At 48.1% G+C, this 20361-nt stretch carries 19 protein-coding genes; 13 read left to right on the top strand and 6 right to left on the bottom strand.

Annotated elements, in window-relative coordinates; all coding sequences use genetic code 11:
- Positions 1–112: 112 nt before the first annotated feature.
- Positions 113–1327, bottom strand: coding sequence for a Leu/Phe/Val dehydrogenase (locus QF041_RS21990; RefSeq protein ID WP_307415666.1), 1215 nt, complete (start codon positions 1325–1327; stop codon positions 113–115).
- 345 nt (positions 1328–1672) lie between these two features.
- On the opposite strand from QF041_RS21990, the gene QF041_RS21995 reads away from it, so the two are divergent.
- The 3 genes from QF041_RS21995 to QF041_RS22005 all read left to right on the top strand — a co-directional run bounded on the left by QF041_RS21995 (position 1673) and on the right by QF041_RS22005 (position 4910).
- Entirely contained in the window at positions 1673–2188 is a 516-nt protein-coding gene (locus tag QF041_RS21995; protein ID WP_036671622.1) for a DUF2179 domain-containing protein, read from the top strand.
- Between the two features lie 290 nt (positions 2189–2478).
- Entirely contained in the window at positions 2479–3906 is a 1428-nt protein-coding gene (locus QF041_RS22000) for a pectate lyase family protein (protein ID WP_307415667.1), read from the top strand.
- A 326-nt stretch (positions 3907–4232) separates the two neighbouring features.
- Positions 4233–4910, top strand: coding sequence for a hypothetical protein (locus QF041_RS22005; RefSeq protein ID WP_307415668.1), 678 nt, complete (start codon positions 4233–4235; stop codon positions 4908–4910).
- 75 nt (positions 4911–4985) lie between these two features.
- Here the strand turns inward: QF041_RS22005 and QF041_RS22010 are convergent, their stop codons facing one another.
- The 3 genes from QF041_RS22010 to QF041_RS22020 form a co-directional block, all read right to left on the bottom strand.
- Positions 4986–6062 carry a substrate-binding domain-containing protein gene (locus tag QF041_RS22010; RefSeq protein WP_307415670.1) on the bottom strand — a complete coding sequence of 359 codons (1077 nt, stop codon included), beginning with the start codon at positions 6060–6062 and terminating at the stop codon, positions 4986–4988.
- 139 nt (positions 6063–6201) lie between these two features.
- On the bottom strand, positions 6202–7386 hold the full coding sequence (locus QF041_RS22015) for a glycoside hydrolase family 130 protein (RefSeq protein WP_307415671.1): 1185 nt from the start codon (positions 7384–7386) through the stop codon (positions 6202–6204).
- Positions 7383–8573: an AGE family epimerase/isomerase gene (locus QF041_RS22020; protein WP_307415672.1), complete on the bottom strand. Its 1191-nt coding sequence runs from the start codon at positions 8571–8573 to the stop codon at positions 7383–7385. The genes QF041_RS22015 and QF041_RS22020 overlap by 4 nt, the downstream gene beginning before the upstream one ends.
- A gap of 224 nt (positions 8574–8797) precedes the next feature.
- Between QF041_RS22020 and QF041_RS22025 the strand changes: the two genes are divergently transcribed.
- The 10 genes from QF041_RS22025 (at position 8798) to nikE (ending at position 19606) form a co-directional block, all read left to right on the top strand.
- Positions 8798–10111 (top strand): ABC transporter substrate-binding protein, encoded by a 1314-nt coding sequence (locus QF041_RS22025; RefSeq protein ID WP_307415673.1) that lies wholly within the window; start codon positions 8798–8800, stop codon positions 10109–10111.
- Between the two features lie 194 nt (positions 10112–10305).
- On the top strand, positions 10306–11193 hold the full coding sequence (locus QF041_RS22030) for a carbohydrate ABC transporter permease (protein ID WP_017691677.1): 888 nt from the start codon (positions 10306–10308) through the stop codon (positions 11191–11193).
- Positions 11194–11195: 2 nt separating this feature from the next.
- On the top strand, positions 11196–12029 hold the full coding sequence (locus QF041_RS22035; protein WP_036606605.1) for a carbohydrate ABC transporter permease: 834 nt from the start codon (positions 11196–11198) through the stop codon (positions 12027–12029).
- A gap of 21 nt (positions 12030–12050) precedes the next feature.
- Positions 12051–13088 (top strand): glycoside hydrolase family 130 protein, encoded by a 1038-nt coding sequence (locus tag QF041_RS22040; RefSeq protein ID WP_307415675.1) that lies wholly within the window; start codon positions 12051–12053, stop codon positions 13086–13088.
- 5 nt (positions 13089–13093) lie between these two features.
- Positions 13094–14035, top strand: coding sequence for a glycoside hydrolase family 113 (locus QF041_RS22045; protein ID WP_373461403.1), 942 nt, complete (start codon positions 13094–13096; stop codon positions 14033–14035).
- Positions 14036–14331: 296 nt separating this feature from the next.
- Complete coding sequence (gene nikA, locus QF041_RS22050) at positions 14332–15963, top strand: nickel ABC transporter substrate-binding protein (RefSeq protein WP_307415678.1); 1632 nt, start codon at positions 14332–14334, stop codon at positions 15961–15963.
- Positions 15964–16021: 58 nt separating this feature from the next.
- Positions 16022–16966, top strand: a complete 945-nt coding sequence (nikB, locus tag QF041_RS22055; RefSeq protein ID WP_307415679.1) for a nickel ABC transporter permease subunit NikB — start codon at positions 16022–16024, stop codon at positions 16964–16966.
- On the top strand, positions 16963–17793 hold the full coding sequence (nikC, locus tag QF041_RS22060; RefSeq protein WP_307415680.1) for a nickel ABC transporter permease subunit NikC: 831 nt from the start codon (positions 16963–16965) through the stop codon (positions 17791–17793). Before nikB ends, nikC begins: the two co-directional genes overlap by 4 nt.
- A 38-nt stretch (positions 17794–17831) precedes the next feature.
- Positions 17832–18638: an ABC transporter ATP-binding protein gene (locus QF041_RS22065; RefSeq protein WP_307417030.1), complete on the top strand. Its 807-nt coding sequence runs from the start codon at positions 17832–17834 to the stop codon at positions 18636–18638.
- A 167-nt stretch (positions 18639–18805) separates the two neighbouring features.
- Entirely contained in the window at positions 18806–19606 is an 801-nt protein-coding gene (gene nikE, locus QF041_RS22070; protein WP_307415681.1) for a nickel import ATP-binding protein NikE, read from the top strand.
- A gap of 83 nt (positions 19607–19689) precedes the next feature.
- Here nikE and QF041_RS22075 read toward each other — a convergent pair whose 3' ends face one another.
- The gene (locus tag QF041_RS22075) at positions 19690–19962 is read right to left on the bottom strand and encodes a hypothetical protein (protein ID WP_307415683.1); all 273 of its coding nucleotides are present in this window, start codon (positions 19960–19962) and stop codon (positions 19690–19692) included.
- A 19-nt stretch (positions 19963–19981) separates the two neighbouring features.
- On the bottom strand, positions 19982–20203 hold the full coding sequence (locus QF041_RS22080; protein WP_307415684.1) for a hypothetical protein: 222 nt from the start codon (positions 20201–20203) through the stop codon (positions 19982–19984).
- Positions 20204–20361: the final 158 nt, after the last annotated feature.

Here is a 20361-nt window from a genome sequence, read left to right on the forward strand (position 1 = left end):
AACGTGTCTGAGATTCGTTAGATTTAAGATCCATGCTAAAAGGGGCTAATAACGTGTATCAGGTTCGTTAGAATGGAGTGAAGCAGTGGAGGTTCCCCGGGAAGGGGGCGCCCTATCTTTTATGGCCTGATCGGAGGATGGATTCCGCTAGCCGATCGGCTGCATCCGCTGTGGAGATCGCAGATTGCGTAGCCTCTGCGTATACCTTGCTTAGCGTGCCTGCAATCCCCGCCACTTTTTGGCGGATCAGGTCAGGCCCGGCGCCTTCCAGCTCGTAGGCGGTGGAGATGATTCCGCCTGCGTTGAGCACATAATCAGGCGCGTACAGGATGCCGCGCGCCTGCATGCGGCCTGCAACCAGCTGTCGTTCACTCAGCTGGTTGTTGGCCGCCCCGGCAACGATGGAGCAGCGCAGCTCCTCCACCGTTGCCGGGGTCAGTACGCCCCCTAGGGCACAGGGGGCGAAGACCTTGCAGTCAGCGGCGTGGATATGGGCCGGATCGGCCGAGATGGCGCCGCTGAACTGCACAAGGGCACGTTGTACACGCTCCGGTACAACGTCTGCCACAATGAGCCGTGCCCCGGCTGCATGCAGGTAACGGCACAGGGCATACCCGACCTTGCCCAGTCCCTGGACGGCAACGGGAATGCCCTGCAAAGATGCAATGCCTTGCTGGCGCAGCGAGGTCACAATGCCGATGTGTACGCCGTAGGCGGTCATCTCGGCAGTGAAGTCATCCTGCGCCCCAAGCGAACCCGTGGTGTCCGTCACATGTGCGGTCTCAAGTCGGATCTGGTCCATGTCTGTCGCCGTGGTACCCAGATCAAGACCGGTCACGTATCGTCCGTTCAGCCGCTCCAGACAACGACCCAGTGCGCGAAAGCGCTGCGCCCGCTTGGATACGTCCGTATCCAGGCTCTTATCTATACGATCAGCAACCTGATTGGCGACGACTTCCCGTTCAGCGGCAACGCCCTTTTGCTGCTCTACCCCTAGATCTCCAGCGACCTGCTCAACACTAAGAGATCCGCAACCATCCTCATCCGGTTTTGTATTCTTCACAAAAGGTACATCCCATATGACCACTTTCCCGCCACCATACGGCAATCCGGAGATTGCATTTTTGTACGTCATGCCTTTGGCAAGTTTCACAGCATCCCGAACAGCTTCTTCCTCGGACGCATACGTCCAGTAGCGGCATCCACCGAGCGCAGGTCCAAGGACCGTGTTATGAATGGCAATGACCGCCCTCAATCCACTATCTGCATCATGGCAAAAAATGAGTTCCTCCATGCCTTCCCGCTCCATCTCCTGCCATAGCTGCATGACGGCACCCCCTTTTGTTTTGACCCATCCATCCTGGTTTTGACCTGATATCCTGTGCCAGCGTGCTTGGCTTTATGATGATACAGCATATTCAAAGACCCCCGTTTTCGACCCTGGGACCTCCGCCGGGTTGATAATCGGTACAAACGGTTCTATAATTGCAGTTCCGGCATGCCAGAGAGCAGAAAATGCCTACGGATTTACATTCAACCGTTTAGAATGAGGGCATAACGTCCAATGATGGAGATAGAGCGAACATATCGGAAGCATAGATGAAACGAAATCGTCGAGGATATGCAGCAAAGGGCCAATTCCGTTGTGAAGGCCAGGAAAGAGGGATTGTGATTGTTTAAAATATTGGTATTTATCTTTTTGATCCAGATTGTATATGTATCGGCTTATACATTACGGATGATTCTGACACTCAAAGGACAGAAATATATCGCCGCACTGATCAGCATGGGTGAGATTGTGATCTATGTGCTCGGTCTGAATCTGGTGCTAAACTATCTGAAACAACCGGAGGCCCTGATTGTATATGCGGTAGGTTACGGGTTGGGTGTGCTGCTCGGAGCGTGGATTGAAGAAAAGATTGCGCTCGGTTATATCACCGTTAAAGTAATCTGTAATCAGCTGGATGGAAGCGTCGCGAATGCCCTGCGGGATAAAGGGTACGGTGTTACTGCGTGGGTGGGTAGTGGACGTGACGGGGATCGGCTTGTGATGGAGATTCTGGCGAAACGAAAAAACCAGAAACTGCTCTATCAGACGATTCTCAGCTTGGACCCCAAAGCATTTGTCATTACTGTGGAGCCCAAACAGTTCCATGGCGGCTTCTGGACACGTTCCATCAAAAAGTAAAATCGAGCAGGTCTGCGGCAGATGCAGTCCTGCTTTTTTAATTTCATCCCATCTGGAATGTTTTTGTTGCCACGATATATCCCTGAAACCTTACTCCCCAAGTTAACTCTGTACGATTCAAGGTTGCTTACAGTACAAACCCTTACCATACCAGCCTTTCCTAACCACATGTGAGATAGGGATTATTGTTGTAATCGCTTTCAACACTTACATTGAGAACATGTCCTTCGTAACACGGCATGGCAGCGATGGGCGAATGTAATCATCATATATTGGGAGGAATGGAATCGATGAAAACTAAATTTCGAAGTTTATGCAGCACAGCCCTGGCTCTAACGTTAGGGTTAACTTTATTGTCCGGCCCGGCAAGTGTGCAGGCAGCGGGTAACGCAGACTACAATCTAACAGGCTTCTCCCAAGGGAATGCGGGCGGCGGCATCATTAGCGAATCAAACACAGCCACGTATAAGAAAGTGTATAATGCGACCGATCTGGCATTGGCTCTGAAAAAGAACTCCGGTGTCAAAGTTGTTGAGATCATGAACGATCTGAATCTGGGATGGAATGAAATTCCGAGCGCAGCGCAGACTTCTCCTTTTGCCAAACATAATGATGCGTTGACGCATCCCGTATTAAAACAGACCGGTGTCAGCAAGCTCACGATTGACGGGTTCAATGGACTCACGATTTTCTCCGCTAACGGCTCCAAGATCAAACACGCTGCGATCAGCGTGAAACGAAGCTCAAATGTCATCATCCGCAACCTGGAATTCGATGAGTTATGGGAATGGGATGAATCCACCAAAGGTGATTACGACAAGAACGATTGGGATTACATCACTCTGGAGGAGAACAGCAACGTATGGATTGATCACTGCACATTTAATAAAGCCTATGACGGACTCGTCGATTCGAAAAAAGGAACCAGCGGCGTGACCATCTCCTGGTCCCTCTTCAAAGGGGATGACGGCAGCTCAAACAGCTGGGTTACCCAGCAGATTAACGAATTGGAAGCAAACAAGGCTTCCTATCCCATGTATAACTACCTGCGCAGCAGTGCGGTAGGTCTCAGCAAAGCCGATATTATCGCCATATCGGGACCACAAAAGAAAGGACATCTGGTCGGTTCGACCAGCCTGGAATCAGCTAACGCCAACCTGTCCATGACGCTTCACCATAATCTGTACAAAGATATTCAGGACCGGATGCCACGCCTGCGTGGAGGCAACGCACATGCATACAACATCGTGATGGATTCGACAGGGGCACGTGCCGCTAAAGCCAAAATTACAACGGCGATGGCAACAGCGATTGCGTCCAAAGGTTATAAGTTCGATATCATTGGCAATGGGGCAATCTCCACAGAGAGCGGAGCCGTATTAGTTGAGAAATCAGTCATCAAGGACGTGCTGTATCCTGTGCGCAACAATCAGACCGATCCGGCAGATCCAACCTATACCGGCAAAATCAGAGTGACCGATACTATGTATTCTTTGGATGGAAGCTCATTCCGTGGCAGCAGTGATACGTCTGGCAGTCCACTGGCGCCAATCCCGGCCGTGGTGAAATCGTTCTCTTGGAACGGCTTCTCGACACTTCCTTACAGCTATACCACGGATGATCCATCTACGTTGAATGCACGCCTCACGGCTTCCAATGGCGCGGGTTCGGGTAAATTGACCTGGTCCAAGGACAATTGGTTGAAGACAAGTTATTGATATCAGAGTAAACTGTTGCTTTTACGTTCTTCAAATAAGGAAAAGAGTGCTCCTGCAGCTACGATAGCCGGGGGTGCTCTTTTTATATAATTTAGCTCCATATACAGTTTGGCGGGCCGCTTGAAAAGTGACTCCTTGTTAGGGTGGATCATCTCCAGCTACAGCATGTGTTGGTCTCCCCGGTGATCGTTGTAAATCTTTATTTATCTTCATTACCTTTGTGAGTAATTTATGACAAATTAACCATTTATGCAAGTACGCCTTGTAATTTTACTTACCGGTAAATATAATTTATTAGAATTGACCAATAAGGATGGTGAAGCAGCTTGGATGTATGGATATACTCCGCACTTACGCTTGTTTATTTGATACTTGTTGTTCGGATGGGCGTCGATTTAACCCAGAGGAAGCAATGGCTCGCGTATTCCAGTTTTCAGCTATTTGTAGCGTTCAGCTTGGCATATGACAATGGAATTATTGCTGTAGGTAATTTGATAGGGGATGGGGAAGTGTTAATGGTCCTCAGTAGCCTTCGATTTTGGCTACATGCCTTTGCTACCCCTACCCTTATTCTTGTTGGCTACCATATCTTGCGCAGCTCAGGTGCCAAGTTTGCCAATAGAAGTATAACGAGTGTGGTGGCATGGCTGATAACTTTAGGTTTGGTTATCTACCAGATTGTAGGTTTTACTTTATCCGAGGTTAAAAATCTCAAGGTTATAGAAGAGTATGGAGTACTGAGATATATGGCAGAAGGTCATGGAGGTCCGCCGATGATGGTGATCATCGTGGGGATTGTTCTGTTATTTGTTAGCCTGGTCGTTCTTTTCAAACATAAATGGGTTTGGCTGTTTGTTGGAACTGCCTTGTTGTTTGTAGGGCAGTTAATCTCCCTGCCAGTGGAAACCGGTACTTTAACCAATGTGTATGAGTTGATCCTCATCCTCTCGATTTGGAGAACGACTACATTTATGAAGAATTCAACAGATCATCGCCGTCGTTAAGCTCCGATGCATCAGAAAAGACTGGCCCGTAAGATAAAGGCCAGTCATCTGTGTTCGTTTATTTCATTTTTTAATTCAGATATCCATAGTATCTGATGAGGCAGACACAGCACTCACCGAGTCACGATAGATGATGTTGCCTTTCACGTGTACACGGCCGAAACTGCGGTTTGGGTTGTCGACCTTTTTGAGCATGGACTGAACTGCGGTACGCGCCATCTGTTCCACATCCACTTCGACGGTTGTGAGCTTGGGATCGGAGAGCATGGCATAGATATCATTATCAAACCCAACAACAGAGCATTGGCCAGGAACCTGAATATCCATTGAAGTCAGTTTTTGAACGAGCAGATGAGCGACCTGATCACAGTTGCATACAAAAGCGGTTGGCAGCTGTTCCGGCAGATCAATCTCAATAAACGTACCCCGTTCATCCCGATCATTCAGAACCAGATCCGGATTCATCGGCAAGCGATGTTCCAGCAAGGATTTGTAGTACCCGAGGAATCGGTCCTGGATACTGCTCGTGGAATACAGGTTACCTACATAAGCAATGTTACGGTGGCCCTGCTGAACCAGATAGTTCGTCAGCTCATAGGCAGCGTAAAAGTTATCGGTAACGACGGAATCGATATCGGAATGTTCATCGTAAAAGTCGAGAAACATTTTGGGAACTTCCATCGATCGCACCAGTTCAATATACTCTTTGCTGATCTGTCCGAGCACGATGAAACCATCGACCTTGTTGTCACTGTACAGCTTGGGCAACGTTAATTCTTCCTCATCCTCCACATTCAGAATGTGCAGAATACCGTAGTAGCCCTGTTCCTCCAGATGTTTGGTGATGCGCTGGAACACGCGTACATAGAACGACTGCGTCGGCCCGGTAAAACGCTCCGGGATAATTACGCCAATATTATGGGTTAAGCCTTCCTTCATGGAACGGGCAGCAGCATTATACCGATAGCCCATTTCAATAGCAAGCACTTTAATTTTTTCCTTTAATTCGCCACTCACGCCATCTTTATCATTCAATGCTTTCGAGACGGTCACACTGCTGACCCCGAGCCTGTCGGCGATATCCCGCATGGTGATATTGTTCTTCAGTATGGTCGCCTCCTTCAAGCCGGTATAGGCACAATGTGCTGTCATTATGATGAGCGCTTTCTCCGCACATAATAACAATCCATATCAGTATACATCGTTACCAACTTGGAATAAAGCAATTCTGACGGTTGTTTCGCTATTTTCGGCATTTTTCAGGTTTGCATGAAAGGTTGTTATAGCGATGTTATGTTAATTGTTTCTGTAAAAGCTTCTCATTCTGTTCTATCAGCTGACCCCGCTGGCTGGCACAGTCCAGGGAACGATATGGATCAGCCGGTGTATTAAAAGTATAATCGACTAATTTTTCCAGCGTGGTTGTTGCCAGATGACAGCGGGTATCACTGGAAGCGTAATAGATAAAGACTTCTTCCTTCTCATTGACCACAGCACCGTTGCAGAAAATAACATTGGACACATCGCCTACACGCTCATCGTCATAAGGGGCAATGAAGTGGCCGCCCGGCTTGGCGATAATACGCGCCGGATCATTCAGATCCGTAGCGAAGGTGTATAACACATAACGCAGGCCTGCTGCAGTGTTCCGAACCCCGTGAGCAATGTGAATCCAGCCACGATCCGTCTTGAGCGGAGCAGGGCCCTGACCGTTTTTGACCTCATATACCGTATGATATTGCCGTTCGTCGATAATGGTCTCTTCATGAATGACAGGGTTCAAGATATCCTCACACAGACCAAAGGCGATTCCGCCGCCGCTGCCTGTCGAGATGAATCCGTCCTGTGGACGGGTGTAGAAGGCATATTTTCCATCCACGAATTCCGGGTGCAATACGACATTGCGCTGTTGAGGGGAATTCGTTGTGATGTTGGGCAACCGTTCCCAGCTTGTAAGATCCCGTGTACGAACCAGTCCTGCCTGTGCCACTGCGCTGGATGTATCAAATGCAGGAGCCTCCGGGTCTTTGCGTTCCGAGCAATAGATGCCATAGATCCAGCCGTCTTCATGTTGAACAAGGCGCATATCATACTGATTGGTTTCATCCGCATCGATATCATCCCAGACCAATGGTTTACCCGTGAAACGGAACCCGTCAATTCCATTGTCACTCTCGGCGAGCGCAAAGATCGATTTACGATCCAATCCTTCCGTACGAATGACCATGACGTATTTGCCATTGAAATAGATGGCTCCTGGATTCAGTGTAGCGTTGATACCGAGACGCTCCATAAAATGCGGGTTCGTCGTCTCATCCAGATCGAATCTCCAATGCAGCGGTACATGATGGCGAGTGATAACCGGATATTGGTACCGATCGTATATGCCGTTGTAGAAGGAAGAATTGATCTCATTAGGGCGACTAAGTAACTGCTCCTGTTTCTCCAGTAACTCCTTGTATTTCGGGTGTATCATTCTGATCCCATCCTCTCGATTAGTTCAATACAGAATCTGCTATTGTGATACGGGCATTTCCACGGTCCGGCAATTTCGCTCTGATCCGGTGTTCCGTTCCCATCAACCGACCAGTACCATTCCCCACCAGCGCGCTGATCAATGATGTTTTCTTTTGTATAGGTCCACAAGCGCTCCACTCTCTCCAGAAACATTGAATCACCTGTACGCTGATACGCGTTATAGAAACCGACCATCGCCTCGGCTTGAACCCACCAAATTCGCTTCTCATCGATATGTTCACCTTCTTGCTCATTTAACAGGGAACCATCCGCATTCACGGCTACATTGGAGATGTTATAGGCAATATCCGTTACCATCGCTGCATACTTCGGATGTTGTTCTAGCCTCAGCACTTTTAACGTTTCGTCGATCAGCCAGCTGGCTTCAATGTCATGTCCGAACGAGCGCAGATCGATGATGGATTCCCACTGTTTGTTGAAAAATACCCCGAGAAACTTGGTGTCTTGGTCATACACCCGTTCATATAGAATCCCGAGCAGGCGTTCCAGCGCCGCCTTCACTTGTTGATCCGGCCACACTCGATAGAGCGTGGTGTAGGCTTCCAGCACATGGATATGCGTATTCATTGTGTAATCCGCAATCACCCCGTTTTCGCTCAGCATTTCATTGGGCTGTTCCTTCCATGTGCGATCAAATTGTTCCTTGTACGCAGGTAGTTCGGCATCCAGACCTTTGTCCTCGATTAGAGAAAAAAGCGTTTTCGCAAGTTCTAATGCAGAAGTATCCCCGGTAGCACGATAGTACTCACTGAGTGAATACACACCGAATGATTGCGTATACACATGTTTGCTCGTATCCAGTGCTTCCCCTGTGTAATCTACCATCCAGTACATGCCGCCATATTCGGTATCCATCACATGGTCAGCGAGAAAACGATAGGCGTGCTCCGCGTGATCGCGCCATCTTTCGTTTCCGGTTACCCGATAGGCTGCTGCAAAAGACCATAATTGCCGTGCTGTGGCGATCCCGCCTTTGGGCGCCTGTTGATTAACCTGAAGATCATTGCCAACCCAACCGTAGAATCCACCGTGGGTTGTATCTTTAAGGTTGGACCAGAAGGGTAAAATCTGCTTTTCCCAATGCGCCTTAATTTCAGATTGAAGTTCGATTGTTTTTGTATTCATAAGTGAGCGCTCCTTCAACGTGTTACATCAATCTCAATTAGTTAAGTTAACGGTAACTTTATTAAACAATATTAGTGCCCTGAAAAACAGATGTCAACGAATTAACTCGCAATTTTTCTTGTTAAGTTATAAATAATTTAATTGACAGGTAAGCGTTACCATAATAGAATTCATTTTGTAACCTTAACGATAACTTAATTTATTTAAGAGAGGGGCCGAAACAATTGAGAAAAAACAAAGGTTGGATGATGTTGCTGACGATGCTGTTCATCACTTCACTACTTGCTGCATGTTCATCCGGAGGTGGATCTTCACAGGCAGGGGAGGAGATCAGCACAGATCCGGCAGATATCAAAGGTGAAATAACTGTTCTGACGCAACGGACAGATATAGTGGATACCGTGTTCAAAGACTATGCGGCTGAGTTCAACAAGGAATATCCCGATGTGAAAGTAAATTTCCAGGCACTGGCCGACTACGAAGGACAAGTGAAGATCCGTATGAGCACCAAGGATTACGGTGATGTACTGATGATCCCGACCAGTGTTCCGATCGCGGATATCCCGGACTTTTTCGAGCCGCTCGGCACGTACGATGAATTGAAAGACAAATACACAGCCATTGAAGAACGCATGGTGGATGGTCAGGTCTACGGTATTCCTACCGTAATTACGTTCTCTGGAATCATTTATAACAAACAGGTCTTCAAAGACGCAGGCATTATGGAAGTTCCAAAAACACCGGAGCAATTCCAGGCTGCGCTTCAACTGGTCAAAGACAATACAGATGCGGTTCCACTTTACACCAACTATGCATCCGGCTGGGCTCTCACCCAATGGGAATCGGATCTGCCAACCGTTGCAGGCAGTGTGGATTACGTTAACGTGGACCAACCGAACACAGATGAGAACTTTGTGCCTGGTCAGCCGCATTATGAACTATATAAAGTGCTCTATGATGCAGCCAAGAACGGTCTAATCGAGAAAGATCCAACAACAACCGACTGGGAAAGCTCCAAAGCGGATCTCGCCAAAGGCAAAATCGCTACGATGGCACTGGGCTCTTGGGCGATCACACAGATCCAAGGAATGACGGATACTCCGGACGACATCGGATTCTTACCTTTCCCAACCAATGCAAGTGAGGTTGTGGTTCCGCTCTCCGCCGACTATAACATCGGCATGAACGTGAACAGTGAGAACAAACCTGCTGCCAAAGCCTGGATTGACTGGTTCCTGGCGAAATCGAACTACGCAGTTGAACAGGGCGGCGGTATGGATGCAGACAAGAATGCTGAATTGCCACCGATTTTGGATCAATACAAAGATGTGAAATTCTCCACGCTTACACCTGCCAAAGAAGGTCAGGAAGGTCTGGTCGACAAGATTGATAACGAAGGTGAAATCGGTCTCTGGCAGCCTGACTTCAAGAAACGCATTATCGAAGCAGGTATTGGGAACCGCAAGGAATCGTATGACGACATCATGAAAGATCTGAACGACAAGTGGGTAAGAGCAAGAGCAGAACTCACGAAATAATTGGATTAACGTAAGTGGATCAGGTGATGAATGAACTGCGGGGATATAGGAATCCATTTATGAATGGAGCATGGAGTATGTGGTATTTGAAAGCATGATACCCATGCTCTTCCCCGGCAGTGTTCCACCAGGATTCCATTGGACGGGAGTCTTTCGATATATAGGCGGGAGAACCGCTTGGAGGTGTGGAGAGCATGAAGTACTTAAAACTTTCGAATTGGGGCTACTCAGCGCAACGCATATTTATCATCTGTGCCTTCTCAATTATTCCGCTGGCGTTGCTGTTTACGTTTGCATACTTACCAGTCATCAACATGTTCAAATACAGTTTCACCGATTGGAACGGATACAGTAAGAGGTTTGATTATGTTGGCTTTGAGAACTACACGCGCATATTCAGTGATCCCGAATACTTCAAAGTATTTATTGTCAGCTTGTACTACTTCGTGGCTACGTTCTTACAGATGGGCTTGGCGCTTTACTTTGCCACCATTCTGAGTTTCAAAGTTCGAGGCAAAAACTTTTTCAAAGGCATATTGTTTTTCCCTTATTTGCTGAATGGGGTAGCCATCGGTTTTATCTTCCTCTTTTTCTTCAAACCGGACGGTACACTCGATATGCTCATGCATGCTGTAGGGCTGGGACAATACACGCAGCTCTGGCTCGGTAATCCGAATATTATCAACGTGTCACTCGCAGGTGCATCAGTATGGAGATACATGGGCTTCAACTTTATCATTTTCCTGGGTGCAATCTCCTCCATTCCAAAGGATGTGTATGAAGCATCCGATATTGATGGCGCCAATCGCTGGCAGCAATTCCGCCACATCATCCTGCCAAGCATTACACGTATCCTGCAGCTCAACCTGATCTTGGCGATTAGCGGCGCAATTAGTGCGTTCGATATTCCATATATCATGACCGATGGTTCCAACGGCAGTATGACATTTGTAATCCAGACGGTTCATTTGGCGTTTAAATACGGCAAGCTGGGACTGGCATCCGCCATGGCTGTGGTGCTGCTCTTAATCGTTATTCTCGTTACGCTTGTGCAGCGCGTCACCATGAAAGGGGAGGAATAAACGTGACACAACTCAAATACACCCTTGCGAGCGTGGTTAAATATGCTTCCCTGGTGCTTGCGGCGTTTATCGCGCTTTTACCCATCGTGGTCATCCTGTTTGCATCTCTCAAAACGAATGCGGAATACGCTACCAGCAGCCCGCTTGCCCCGCCAGCCAACTGGCTGAACTTTGCAAACTACGCGAAGGCTTTTGTGGATGGCAACATGCTGGTTGGTTTCAAAAATACCATTATTATTCTGATCATCTCTATTATAGGAGCGACCTTAACGGGCTCCATGATCGCGTATGTACTGGATCGGTTCAAATTCAAGGGCAAGAAAATCATGGTCGCGGCATTCCTGCTCGCTACCCTGATTCCGAGTGTTACAACACAGGTCGCCACATTCCAGATCATCAACGCGCTCGACCTGTTTAACACACGCTGGGCGGCCATCGTGATGTACCTGGGTACAGATATCATCGCGGTTTATATCTTCCTACAGTTCCTGGGCTCCATCTCAAGTGCACTGGATGAATCCGCCATGCTGGACGGCGCGTCGTACTTCACGATCTACTGGAAAATCATTCTGCCACTGCTGAAACCGGCCATTGTAACGGTCATTATCGTGAAGGGTGTGAACATCTATAACGACTTCTACACACCGTTCCTGTACATGCCGAAGACCGATCTACAGGTCATATCCACCGCCTTGTTCAAATTCAAGGGACCGTTCGGATCGCAGTGGGAAGTCATCAGCGCCGGCATCATGATCGCCATTATTCCAACGATGATCATCTTCCTGCTGTTACAGAAGTACATCTACAACGGCTTCGCGCAAGGCTCCGTTAAATAAAACCCGAAGGGAGAAATGAAAATGTCAGTTGCTGAAACGAAAAACGTACACATTGTTGGGGATGCTTTGCTGAATATGCCGTGGGAGAACAAACCGGAGGGAACGGAAGGCCCGGTATGGAGACACTCGGCGAATCCAGTGGTTCCGCGTAACCCGGTCAAAGGCGTTGCCCGCATTTTCAACAGTGCCGTTGTTCCTTATGAAGGAAAATTCATTGGGGTATTCCGTGCTGAAACCGTTAATGGCCGTCCGCATCTTCACATGGGGGCGAGTGAGGACGGTTTGGAGTGGACGATTGAAGAAGAGCGCATTGCATTTGTAGATGAGAATGGCGATCCGTTTATGCCGAACTATGCGTACGATCCACGTTTGGTCAAAGTCGAGGATACGTATTACATCATCTGGTGTACAGACTTCTACGGCGCAGCACTGGGCCTGGCCAAAACAGATGACTTCAAAACGTTTGTCCGCCTCGAAAATCCAATGCTGCCATTCAACCGTAATGGTGTGTTGTTCCCGCGCAAAATCAACGATAACTATGTGATGTTATCCAGACCAAGTGACAGTGGACATACTCCATTTGGAGATATTTTCCTGAGCGAAAGCCCGGATCTTGTGTACTGGGGCAAGCACCGTCATGTGATGAGCAAAGGCGGTCAGGGCTGGTGGCAATCGGTCAAAATTGGTGGCGGTCCTGCTCCAATCGAAACGTCCGAAGGCTGGCTGATGTTCTACCACGGCGTCACGGGAACCTGTAATGGATTGGTATATAGCATGGGTGCGGTCATTCTGGATCTGGATGAGCCATCCAAAGTAAAATATCGTTCCTCCAACTTCGTGCTGACACCGGAAAAATGGTATGAAGAACAAGGATTCGTTGATAACGTCATCTTCCCGTGTGCAACACTGCATGATGCCGATACCGGACGTATCGCCATCTATTATGGCGCTGCCGATACGTATGTGGGCGTGGCGTACACGACCATCGAAGAGATCGTGAACTATGTGATCGAGACGGATGAAGTCATCGCCGGAGATCATGAAGAGGGCAAGCTGTAATGCATATGGATTATATCAAGGGATTTACATTTGGCTGGATGAGTGGCAGGGGCGACTTCCGCAAGCCGGAAGCCAAAGAGTCTTTGCGTCTGATGGCAGAACGTACAGGCAGTTCTCATGTTATTTTTGCACTGGCGGCACATCAGGATCATCCGCAGGCGGTAGAGGTCAAGTATCGGGGTGCACATCAGGTGGAGGATGATGAACTGGTGGACATGATTCGTTATGCCCGTACACTCGGGCTGCATGTCATTCTGAAACCAACCGTTAACTGCACCGATGGCACATGGCGTGCACACATTAACTTTTTTGATATCGATGTGCCGTGTGAGCCAAAGTGGAAGGATTGGTTCCGCAGCTACACGGCATTTCAGAAGCATTATGCAGCGATTGCAGAGCAGGAAAAGTGTGAGATGTTCATTGTAGGCTGTGAGATGGTGCAATCTGAACGTCGGGATCAGGAGTGGCGCGAGGTGATCGCCGGTGTGCGTGAAGTGTACACGGGACTGGTGTCATACAACACGGACAAATATCAGGAAGGTCATGTGAAATGGTGGGATGCCGTGGATGTCATCTCTTCCAGTGGTTACTATCCCATCGGAGATTGGGAGGCACAGCTGGATCGCATTGAACAGGCGATTACTCCCTATGGCAAACCCTTTTTCTTCGCGGAAGCAGGCTGTCCCAGCCGCAGCGGATCAGCCCACGTACCAAACGATTGGGGGCTGGAAGGTGAAGTCAGCGCGGAGGAACAGGAGCATTTCTATGAAGCCATGTTCCGGCATGTCAGTCAGCGTGACTGGGTACGCGGATTCGGTCTGTGGGATTGGAGCGCAAATTTACACGCGGAGAAGGATGCGCTGACCGATGACGGATATGGAGTGTACGGCAAGCCAGCGGAGCAGGTAATTCGTCGGTTCTATGAGGGCATCGCTGTAAAAGTTTAAACGAGAAACAAGAAGGTGTATGTGATGATGAATCTCAGTGATATATCTCCATATGTACTTTCGTGATTTCCATGCTGTGAGCAAGGAATAACAGATTATGGTGGAGCTTATTTTTTCAGTTGTGATTCATATGCAGGTCGAGAGGCTCTTCCTCCTACAGGAAGGGCTTTTTTGGCATATTTAGTAGTGATGCATACTATGTCGAATTTTGTTGACAAAATGAGGGCTCCTGCCTATTCTTAATGGATGAATATGATAATCATTATCATAAAATAGAGAAAAGGGGTTCAACATCCATGTCTGTACAACATCGCAAATCTTCGGCCTTCACGCTGGCAACTATGCTCTTGTTGTTATTCGTTATTGTGGGTTGCAGCAATACAGGAAGTGGAGATGAATCCTCATCTGCTGCTTCGGATCAAACATCTACGAAGTCGATTACGATGTCATGGCCACGTGATATCGGTACAATGAATCCGCACACGTACAATCCTTCGCAATTATTTGCCCAATCGATGCTCTATGAGCCGCTGATCAGTTACCAGAAGGACGGAAAACTGGAACCTGCCCTGGCAGAATCATGGACCATCTCCGATGACGGTAAAGTATATACATTCAAGCTTCGCCAAGGTGTGAAATTCTCGGATGGTACGCCATTTAATGCTGAGATTGTGAAAAAGAACTTTGATGCTGTAATGAAAAATAAAGATACACATAGCTGGCTGGGCATTGTAGGTGTGCTCGACAAGACGGAGGTTGTGGACGATCAGACTTTCCGGTTGACACTCACAGAGCCGTATTATCCGGTCTTGCAGGATTTGTCTGTAGTTCGTCCTTTCCGCTTCCTGGGTGAAGCCGGATTCCCGGATGACGGAGATACTTCCCAAGGCATCAAAGAGCCGGTGGGTACTGGCCCGTGGATGCTGGCTGAATACAAGCAGGACGAATATGCCGTCTTCAAGCGTAACCCGAACTATTGGGGAACAGCACCGAAGGTAGATCAGATTACGGTTAAGATCATTCCTGACGGTGAAACCCGTGTCCTTGCTTTTGAAAAAGGTGATCTCGACCTGATCTACGGTGAAGGTGTGATCAGCCTGGATGCATTCCAACAACTTCGTGACAACGATGAGTATGTAACGCAATTGTCTGATCCTGTGGGAACTCGCAGTCTGTTGCTGAACTCTTCCAATCCGAAGATGTCCGATGTCAGAGTACGGATGGCGCTCCAACAAGGATTCAACAAAAAGGCGATGGTGGAAGGCGTCACTTCTGGTTTGGAAGAACCAGCCGATACCGTATTGTCCAAAAACTATCCGTACACTAATGTAGACTTGGAACCGATCACGTATGACGTGGAGAAATCCAAAGCTTTACTGGATGAAGCGGGCTGGAAGTTGCCTGCAGGTGGCACGGTTCGTGAGAAAGACGGTCAGCAGCTTGATTTTGAGATGATTTTTGACAAGACGGACCCGATTCAGAAAGCGATGGCTGAGACCATTCAGGCAGAATGGAGCGAGCTTGGGGTTAAAGTAAACCTCACTGGATTGGAACTGACGGTACAGATCAAACGTTTGAAAGCCAATGATTTTGACCTGTATTTCTGGTACAACTATGGTGCGCCATATGATCCACATTCCTTCATTAATGTTGTGGCAAGCCCTGGATTCGGGATTTCCGAGACCCTGAGTGCGTTGCCGATGAAAATGGAACTGGACGATCAGGTGCATGCAGCCCTTTCATCCACAGACGAGACGAAACGCCAAGAGCTATATGGCTCCATCCTGAAAACACTTCAGGAGCAGTCGGCGATCGTACCGATCTCTTATATTAAGAAAACGGCTGTATATCAGAAGAAAATCTCCAACTTTATTTTCCCGGCGAACCGTGATGAAAATCCGTTTGTGGGCATTGAATTGGGCAATTAATAAGTAGTGACTTTGAGAGTGGTAAGGTCAGTAGCTTGATAAAAGGGAGGAACGTTTGGTGATCGGTTATATTGGTAAACGAATGATCGCGATCATTCCTATCGTTTTTATCGCTACACTTGTGACCTTTGCGCTTATTCATATATCGCCGGTTGATCCCGCCGAGGCTTATCTGACAGCCGCTCATATCTATCCAACACCGGAGCTGCTTGCGCAAAAGCGGCATGAGTTCGGTCTGGATCAGCCTATGTTAACCCAATATGTGCATACGATTCAGAAGATTGCCAAGCTCGACTTTGGCACCTCATATCTCACCAACAAACCCGTATGGGATGAAGTGAAACTAAGGATTCCCGCTACGGCTGAACTAGCCTTCTGGAGCATGTTGTTATCCGCTTTGGTGAGTATTCCATTGGGAATACTGGCCGCGGTGTATAAGAATAGCTGGATTGATATGGTCAGCCGGGCGATTTCCTATTTTGGAGCGTCGATCCCGCAATTCTGGCTCGGTTACCTGCTGATCTTCTTTTTCTCGGTGAAACTGGACTGGCTGCCTGTGGAGGGGCGTGGATCGTGGGAGAATCTGGTTCTGCCTACGATTACACTCTCTTTGATTCTTATTGCGGTCTACACCCGATTGTTGCGTTCCAGTGTACTGGAGCAATTGCAGGAGACATATGTACAGTACGCGAGAACACGCGGGATTCGCGAACGAGTCATTATGCTGAAACATGTCCTAAAGATCGCCATATCTCCCCTTATTACGGGGATGGGGATGAGTATGGGCAAGCTGCTCACAGGCACCATTATTGTAGAGCAGGTGTTTTCCTGGCCTGGGTTCGGGCGTTATTTTGTCGATGCGATATTTAACCGGGATATTCCCGTGATTCAATGTTATGTCTTCCTGGCGGCATGCCTGTTCATCGTATGCAATCTGCTCGTTGATCTGGTGCAGCTCGTTATGGACCCACGGATTTCAGCGAAAGGACGGGCAGAACATTGATAAACAAATGGCGTGCGGTATTTAAAGGACAGAGAGCCATCCAGATATGCTCGGTGATCATATTGCTTTTCTTCATGGTAGCGTTATTAGCCCCATGGATTGCTCCTCATGACCCTGTGAAGGTGAATCTGTTACAGAAGCTGGCGAGTCCATCGCTCGAGCATTGGCTCGGAACGGATCATCTGGGACGCGACAATCTCACCAGGCTGATGTATGGCGCTCGGGTGTCGCTTGGATTTGCTACCCTGATCTTCCTGTCATCTTTGCTCATAGGTGTCATTGTAGGCTCGATCTCCGGTTACCTTGGTGGCTGGGTGGACAGTCTGCTGATGCGCCTCTGTGAAGGCATCATGGCGTTTCCGAATCTGGTGCTGGTGCTGGGTATTGTGGGGATTTTTGGCCCAGGTCTGATGCAGGTGCTTCTAGCACTCATGATGGTACAGTGGGTGTATTATGCACGCATCTGTCGGAACATGGTCGTGAGTCTGAAGGAACGGAACTTCATCGCAGCGGCGCGGATTAGCGGCTCCTCTTCGTGGACAATTATCCGCAAACATATCATCCCCAATGTACAGCGTCCGATTGTTGTGATGGGCACGCTGGAGATGGGCTGGGCGATTATGGATATATCCGCTCTGTCCTTCCTCGGACTCGGTATTCAACCACCGAATGCAGAGTGGGGCGCCATGATTCATGAAGGGACGGGTTACATTCGCAGTCATCCGGAGTTGATGATCTATCCAGGTGCCTTGATTTTACTGGTAGTTATTACGTTCAACATCTTAGGTGAAGCGTTATCCGAGCGTTATGGTATAGCAAAAAGGTAGTGGTTCGGAACCAAAGGCATATGGAGGTGAAAGTAACGATGGATGATGCAGCGAAGGTACTCGAAGTTCGTGGTCTGCAAGTGAATCTTAGAACAGCGGAGGGTTCAGTCCCGTTACTGGAGCCCATTGATTTTGAATTAAAAAAAGGTCGTGTCTTCGGTCTGGTTGGTGAGAGTGGCAGCGGCAAGACCATTACATGTAACGCGTTGCTCCATATGCTTGATCCGCGCAGGATGGAAGTGTCGGGCAGCATCCGCCTGAATGGACGGGAGCTTGGCTCGTTGTCAGGCGAGGAGATGCGGCGCATCCGCGGCAAGGAAATCGGATTTATTATGCAGAATCCGATGAATGCTTTTACACCCGTGTACACGATTGGATCTCAATTCATTGAAACTTTGCGTACGCATACGGGAATGTCCAAAGTAGCGGCCCGAGAGCGGGCTATTGCTGCCTTGGCAGATATGAACTTGCCCGAACCAGCTAAACTGATGAAGCGATATCCATTCCAACTGAGTGGGGGCATGTTGCAGCGGGTGATGATCGCCATATCGATGTGCTTGCGACCAGCCCTGGTCATTGCTGATGAACCAACGACGGCACTGGATGTCGTGAATCAGTTCAAGGTGCTTCAGGAATTGGATCGGCTACGTACGGAGTATGGCACATCCATCTTGCTCATCTCCCACGATCTGGGCGTGATCTCGCAAATGGCGGATGAAGTCGCGGTTATGCAGAAGGGACGAATTGTGGAGCAGGCGGATGTGTACCAACTGTTCGATCACCCGCAGCATGAGTATACCCGGATGTTGTTAAATGCCAGACCCAGTATGTCTTTGGGACGATAGGACGATAGCGACTAATAAAGAGTGGAATCGTTAGTGAATGTAAGTGTAGAACTGGTGTGAGCTCTGTTTGAAGCGGTTAGGCGTAGTGGTGGAATGAACATGGTGATGTGTAATTTCGGCTTCTTCAGAGATTGTTTCTGCCAAGTACAAGAGAGGAGGATGACCTAATGCTTCAGGTACGTGGAGTAAGCCATAACTATCGCAAACGTAATTGGCTGGATCGTTCGGGAGCACGTCCTTCTGTGTTGGCAGACATCTCGCTTACGATTGAAAAGGGTGTGTGTCTGGGACTGCTGGGTACAAGTGGAGCAGGTAAAAGTACCTTGGGTAAAATCATCCTTGGTCTGGAGAAGCCCAGCCAGGGTCAGGTTTTATTTCAAGGTCAGGATATCTACCGCTCCAGCAAACCCGTGCTTAAGGGATTACGACGTGATTTGCAGGTCGTGTTCCAAGACTGTTATTCGGCTGTGAATCCACTCATGACTGCCGCGCAGATCATTGGGGAGCCGCTGGATAATTACGAGCGATTGTCGGCAAAAGAACAACTTCGTGTGATTGGACAACTGCTTGACCAGGTCGGACTTACACCTGAGGATGGGAGCAAGCTTCCGCACCAGTTCAGCGGCGGTCAATTGCAGCGAGTTAACATTGCACGAGCCATCGCGCTCAAGCCAAAGTTAATCGTACTGGACGAGTCGATCAGCAGCCTGGATATGGTGCACCAGACACAAATCCTATCCTTACTGGGAGAGTTAAGAGCATCCTACGGGTTGTCTTACCTTTTTATCACACATGACATTCGAGCTGCCATGACGATCTGTGACCGCATTGCCGTGATGGATCAGGGAAAGCTGGTATATAGCGGTGATGCCGGGGATCCGGTGATGCAGTCGGATCATCCGGCTGTACAGCAGTTGATTACAGCTATTTTGCCTGAGCATCCATCGGGTCGTATTTCGTTTAAATGAAATTTATAGTGAAGGAGGCTCCTTACCATTTTGATGGTAAGGAGCCTCTTTTTTCACATCTTATTTATCAGTTTAGGATTATCCTAATTTCCCCGATCTGCACGCTCCATACGATATGTATACTTCACAAGCTCAATCTGTTGCTGCTTGAAATCTTCAATCCATTCTCCTAAAATGTTCTGGAAACGATCCATCTTTCTTCGCAATTCTTCTGCAGATTTACCTTTCCAATCTCCAATACTCTCATCAATGGATCTTACATGACGTTTGTTAGCTTCAAGCATATCCATTAAATCATTGATTTCCTTCTCGGCATTCATCAAATCAACTAATTCTACAACAATGCTCCGTGACATAGGCTTCGTCGCTCCTTTTTCAACCCTCGTCGGCTTGTCTGAAATCTTCCGCTTTTTGATTAATATACTCTGCAATGATATGTGCTTCTTCTTCATACCAGCGGCTAAATTTATGCAAATCACTTGTTAACCGATCCACAATAGGTTCAAGAAAGCGGCTATCGCTGGACTCAATAAGTCTGAGAATGGCATTGGTTGCTGTGGGGAGGCTAGATTGAAATTCATTTACATGCTGCTTCATTTTTTGTCCGGCTCTTTGAAGATTCTCTAGTGAGAGTTGGATGCCCCAGCACCGGCTAAATGTCGTATCGAGTTTAGAATTGTTTAATAATCCCATAAAACCTTTTCAAATTATGAAAATAATGTTATTATTGGTATATTGATTTGGGAATTAGTGTA

Source organism: Paenibacillus sp. W2I17 (assembly GCF_030815985.1).
GTDB lineage: Bacteria > Bacillota > Bacilli > Paenibacillales > Paenibacillaceae > Paenibacillus.

Coding starts and splice junctions, on each gene's coding strand:
- QF041_RS22015 (WP_307415671.1), bottom strand. CDS start 7,386: ATGATACACCCGAAATACAAGGAGTTACTGGAGAAACAGGAGCAGTTA.
- QF041_RS22000 (WP_307415667.1), top strand. CDS start 2,479: ATGAAAACTAAATTTCGAAGTTTATGCAGCACAGCCCTGGCTCTAACG.
- QF041_RS22075 (WP_307415683.1), bottom strand. CDS start 19,962: ATGTCACGGAGCATTGTTGTAGAATTAGTTGATTTGATGAATGCCGAG.
- QF041_RS22010 (WP_307415670.1), bottom strand. CDS start 6,062: ATGACAGCACATTGTGCCTATACCGGCTTGAAGGAGGCGACCATACTG.
- nikE (WP_307415681.1), top strand. CDS start 18,806: ATGCTTCAGGTACGTGGAGTAAGCCATAACTATCGCAAACGTAATTGG.
- QF041_RS21990 (WP_307415666.1), bottom strand. CDS start 1,327: ATGCAGCTATGGCAGGAGATGGAGCGGGAAGGCATGGAGGAACTCATT.
- QF041_RS22080 (WP_307415684.1), bottom strand. CDS start 20,203: ATGAAGCAGCATGTAAATGAATTTCAATCTAGCCTCCCCACAGCAACC.
- QF041_RS22040 (WP_307415675.1), top strand. CDS start 12,051: ATGTCAGTTGCTGAAACGAAAAACGTACACATTGTTGGGGATGCTTTG.
- QF041_RS22065 (WP_307417030.1), top strand. CDS start 17,832: ATGGATGATGCAGCGAAGGTACTCGAAGTTCGTGGTCTGCAAGTGAAT.
- QF041_RS22045 (WP_373461403.1), top strand. CDS start 13,094: ATGGATTATATCAAGGGATTTACATTTGGCTGGATGAGTGGCAGGGGC.
- nikA (WP_307415678.1), top strand. CDS start 14,332: ATGTCTGTACAACATCGCAAATCTTCGGCCTTCACGCTGGCAACTATG.
- QF041_RS22020 (WP_307415672.1), bottom strand. CDS start 8,573: ATGAATACAAAAACAATCGAACTTCAATCTGAAATTAAGGCGCATTGG.
- QF041_RS22030 (WP_017691677.1), top strand. CDS start 10,306: ATGAAGTACTTAAAACTTTCGAATTGGGGCTACTCAGCGCAACGCATA.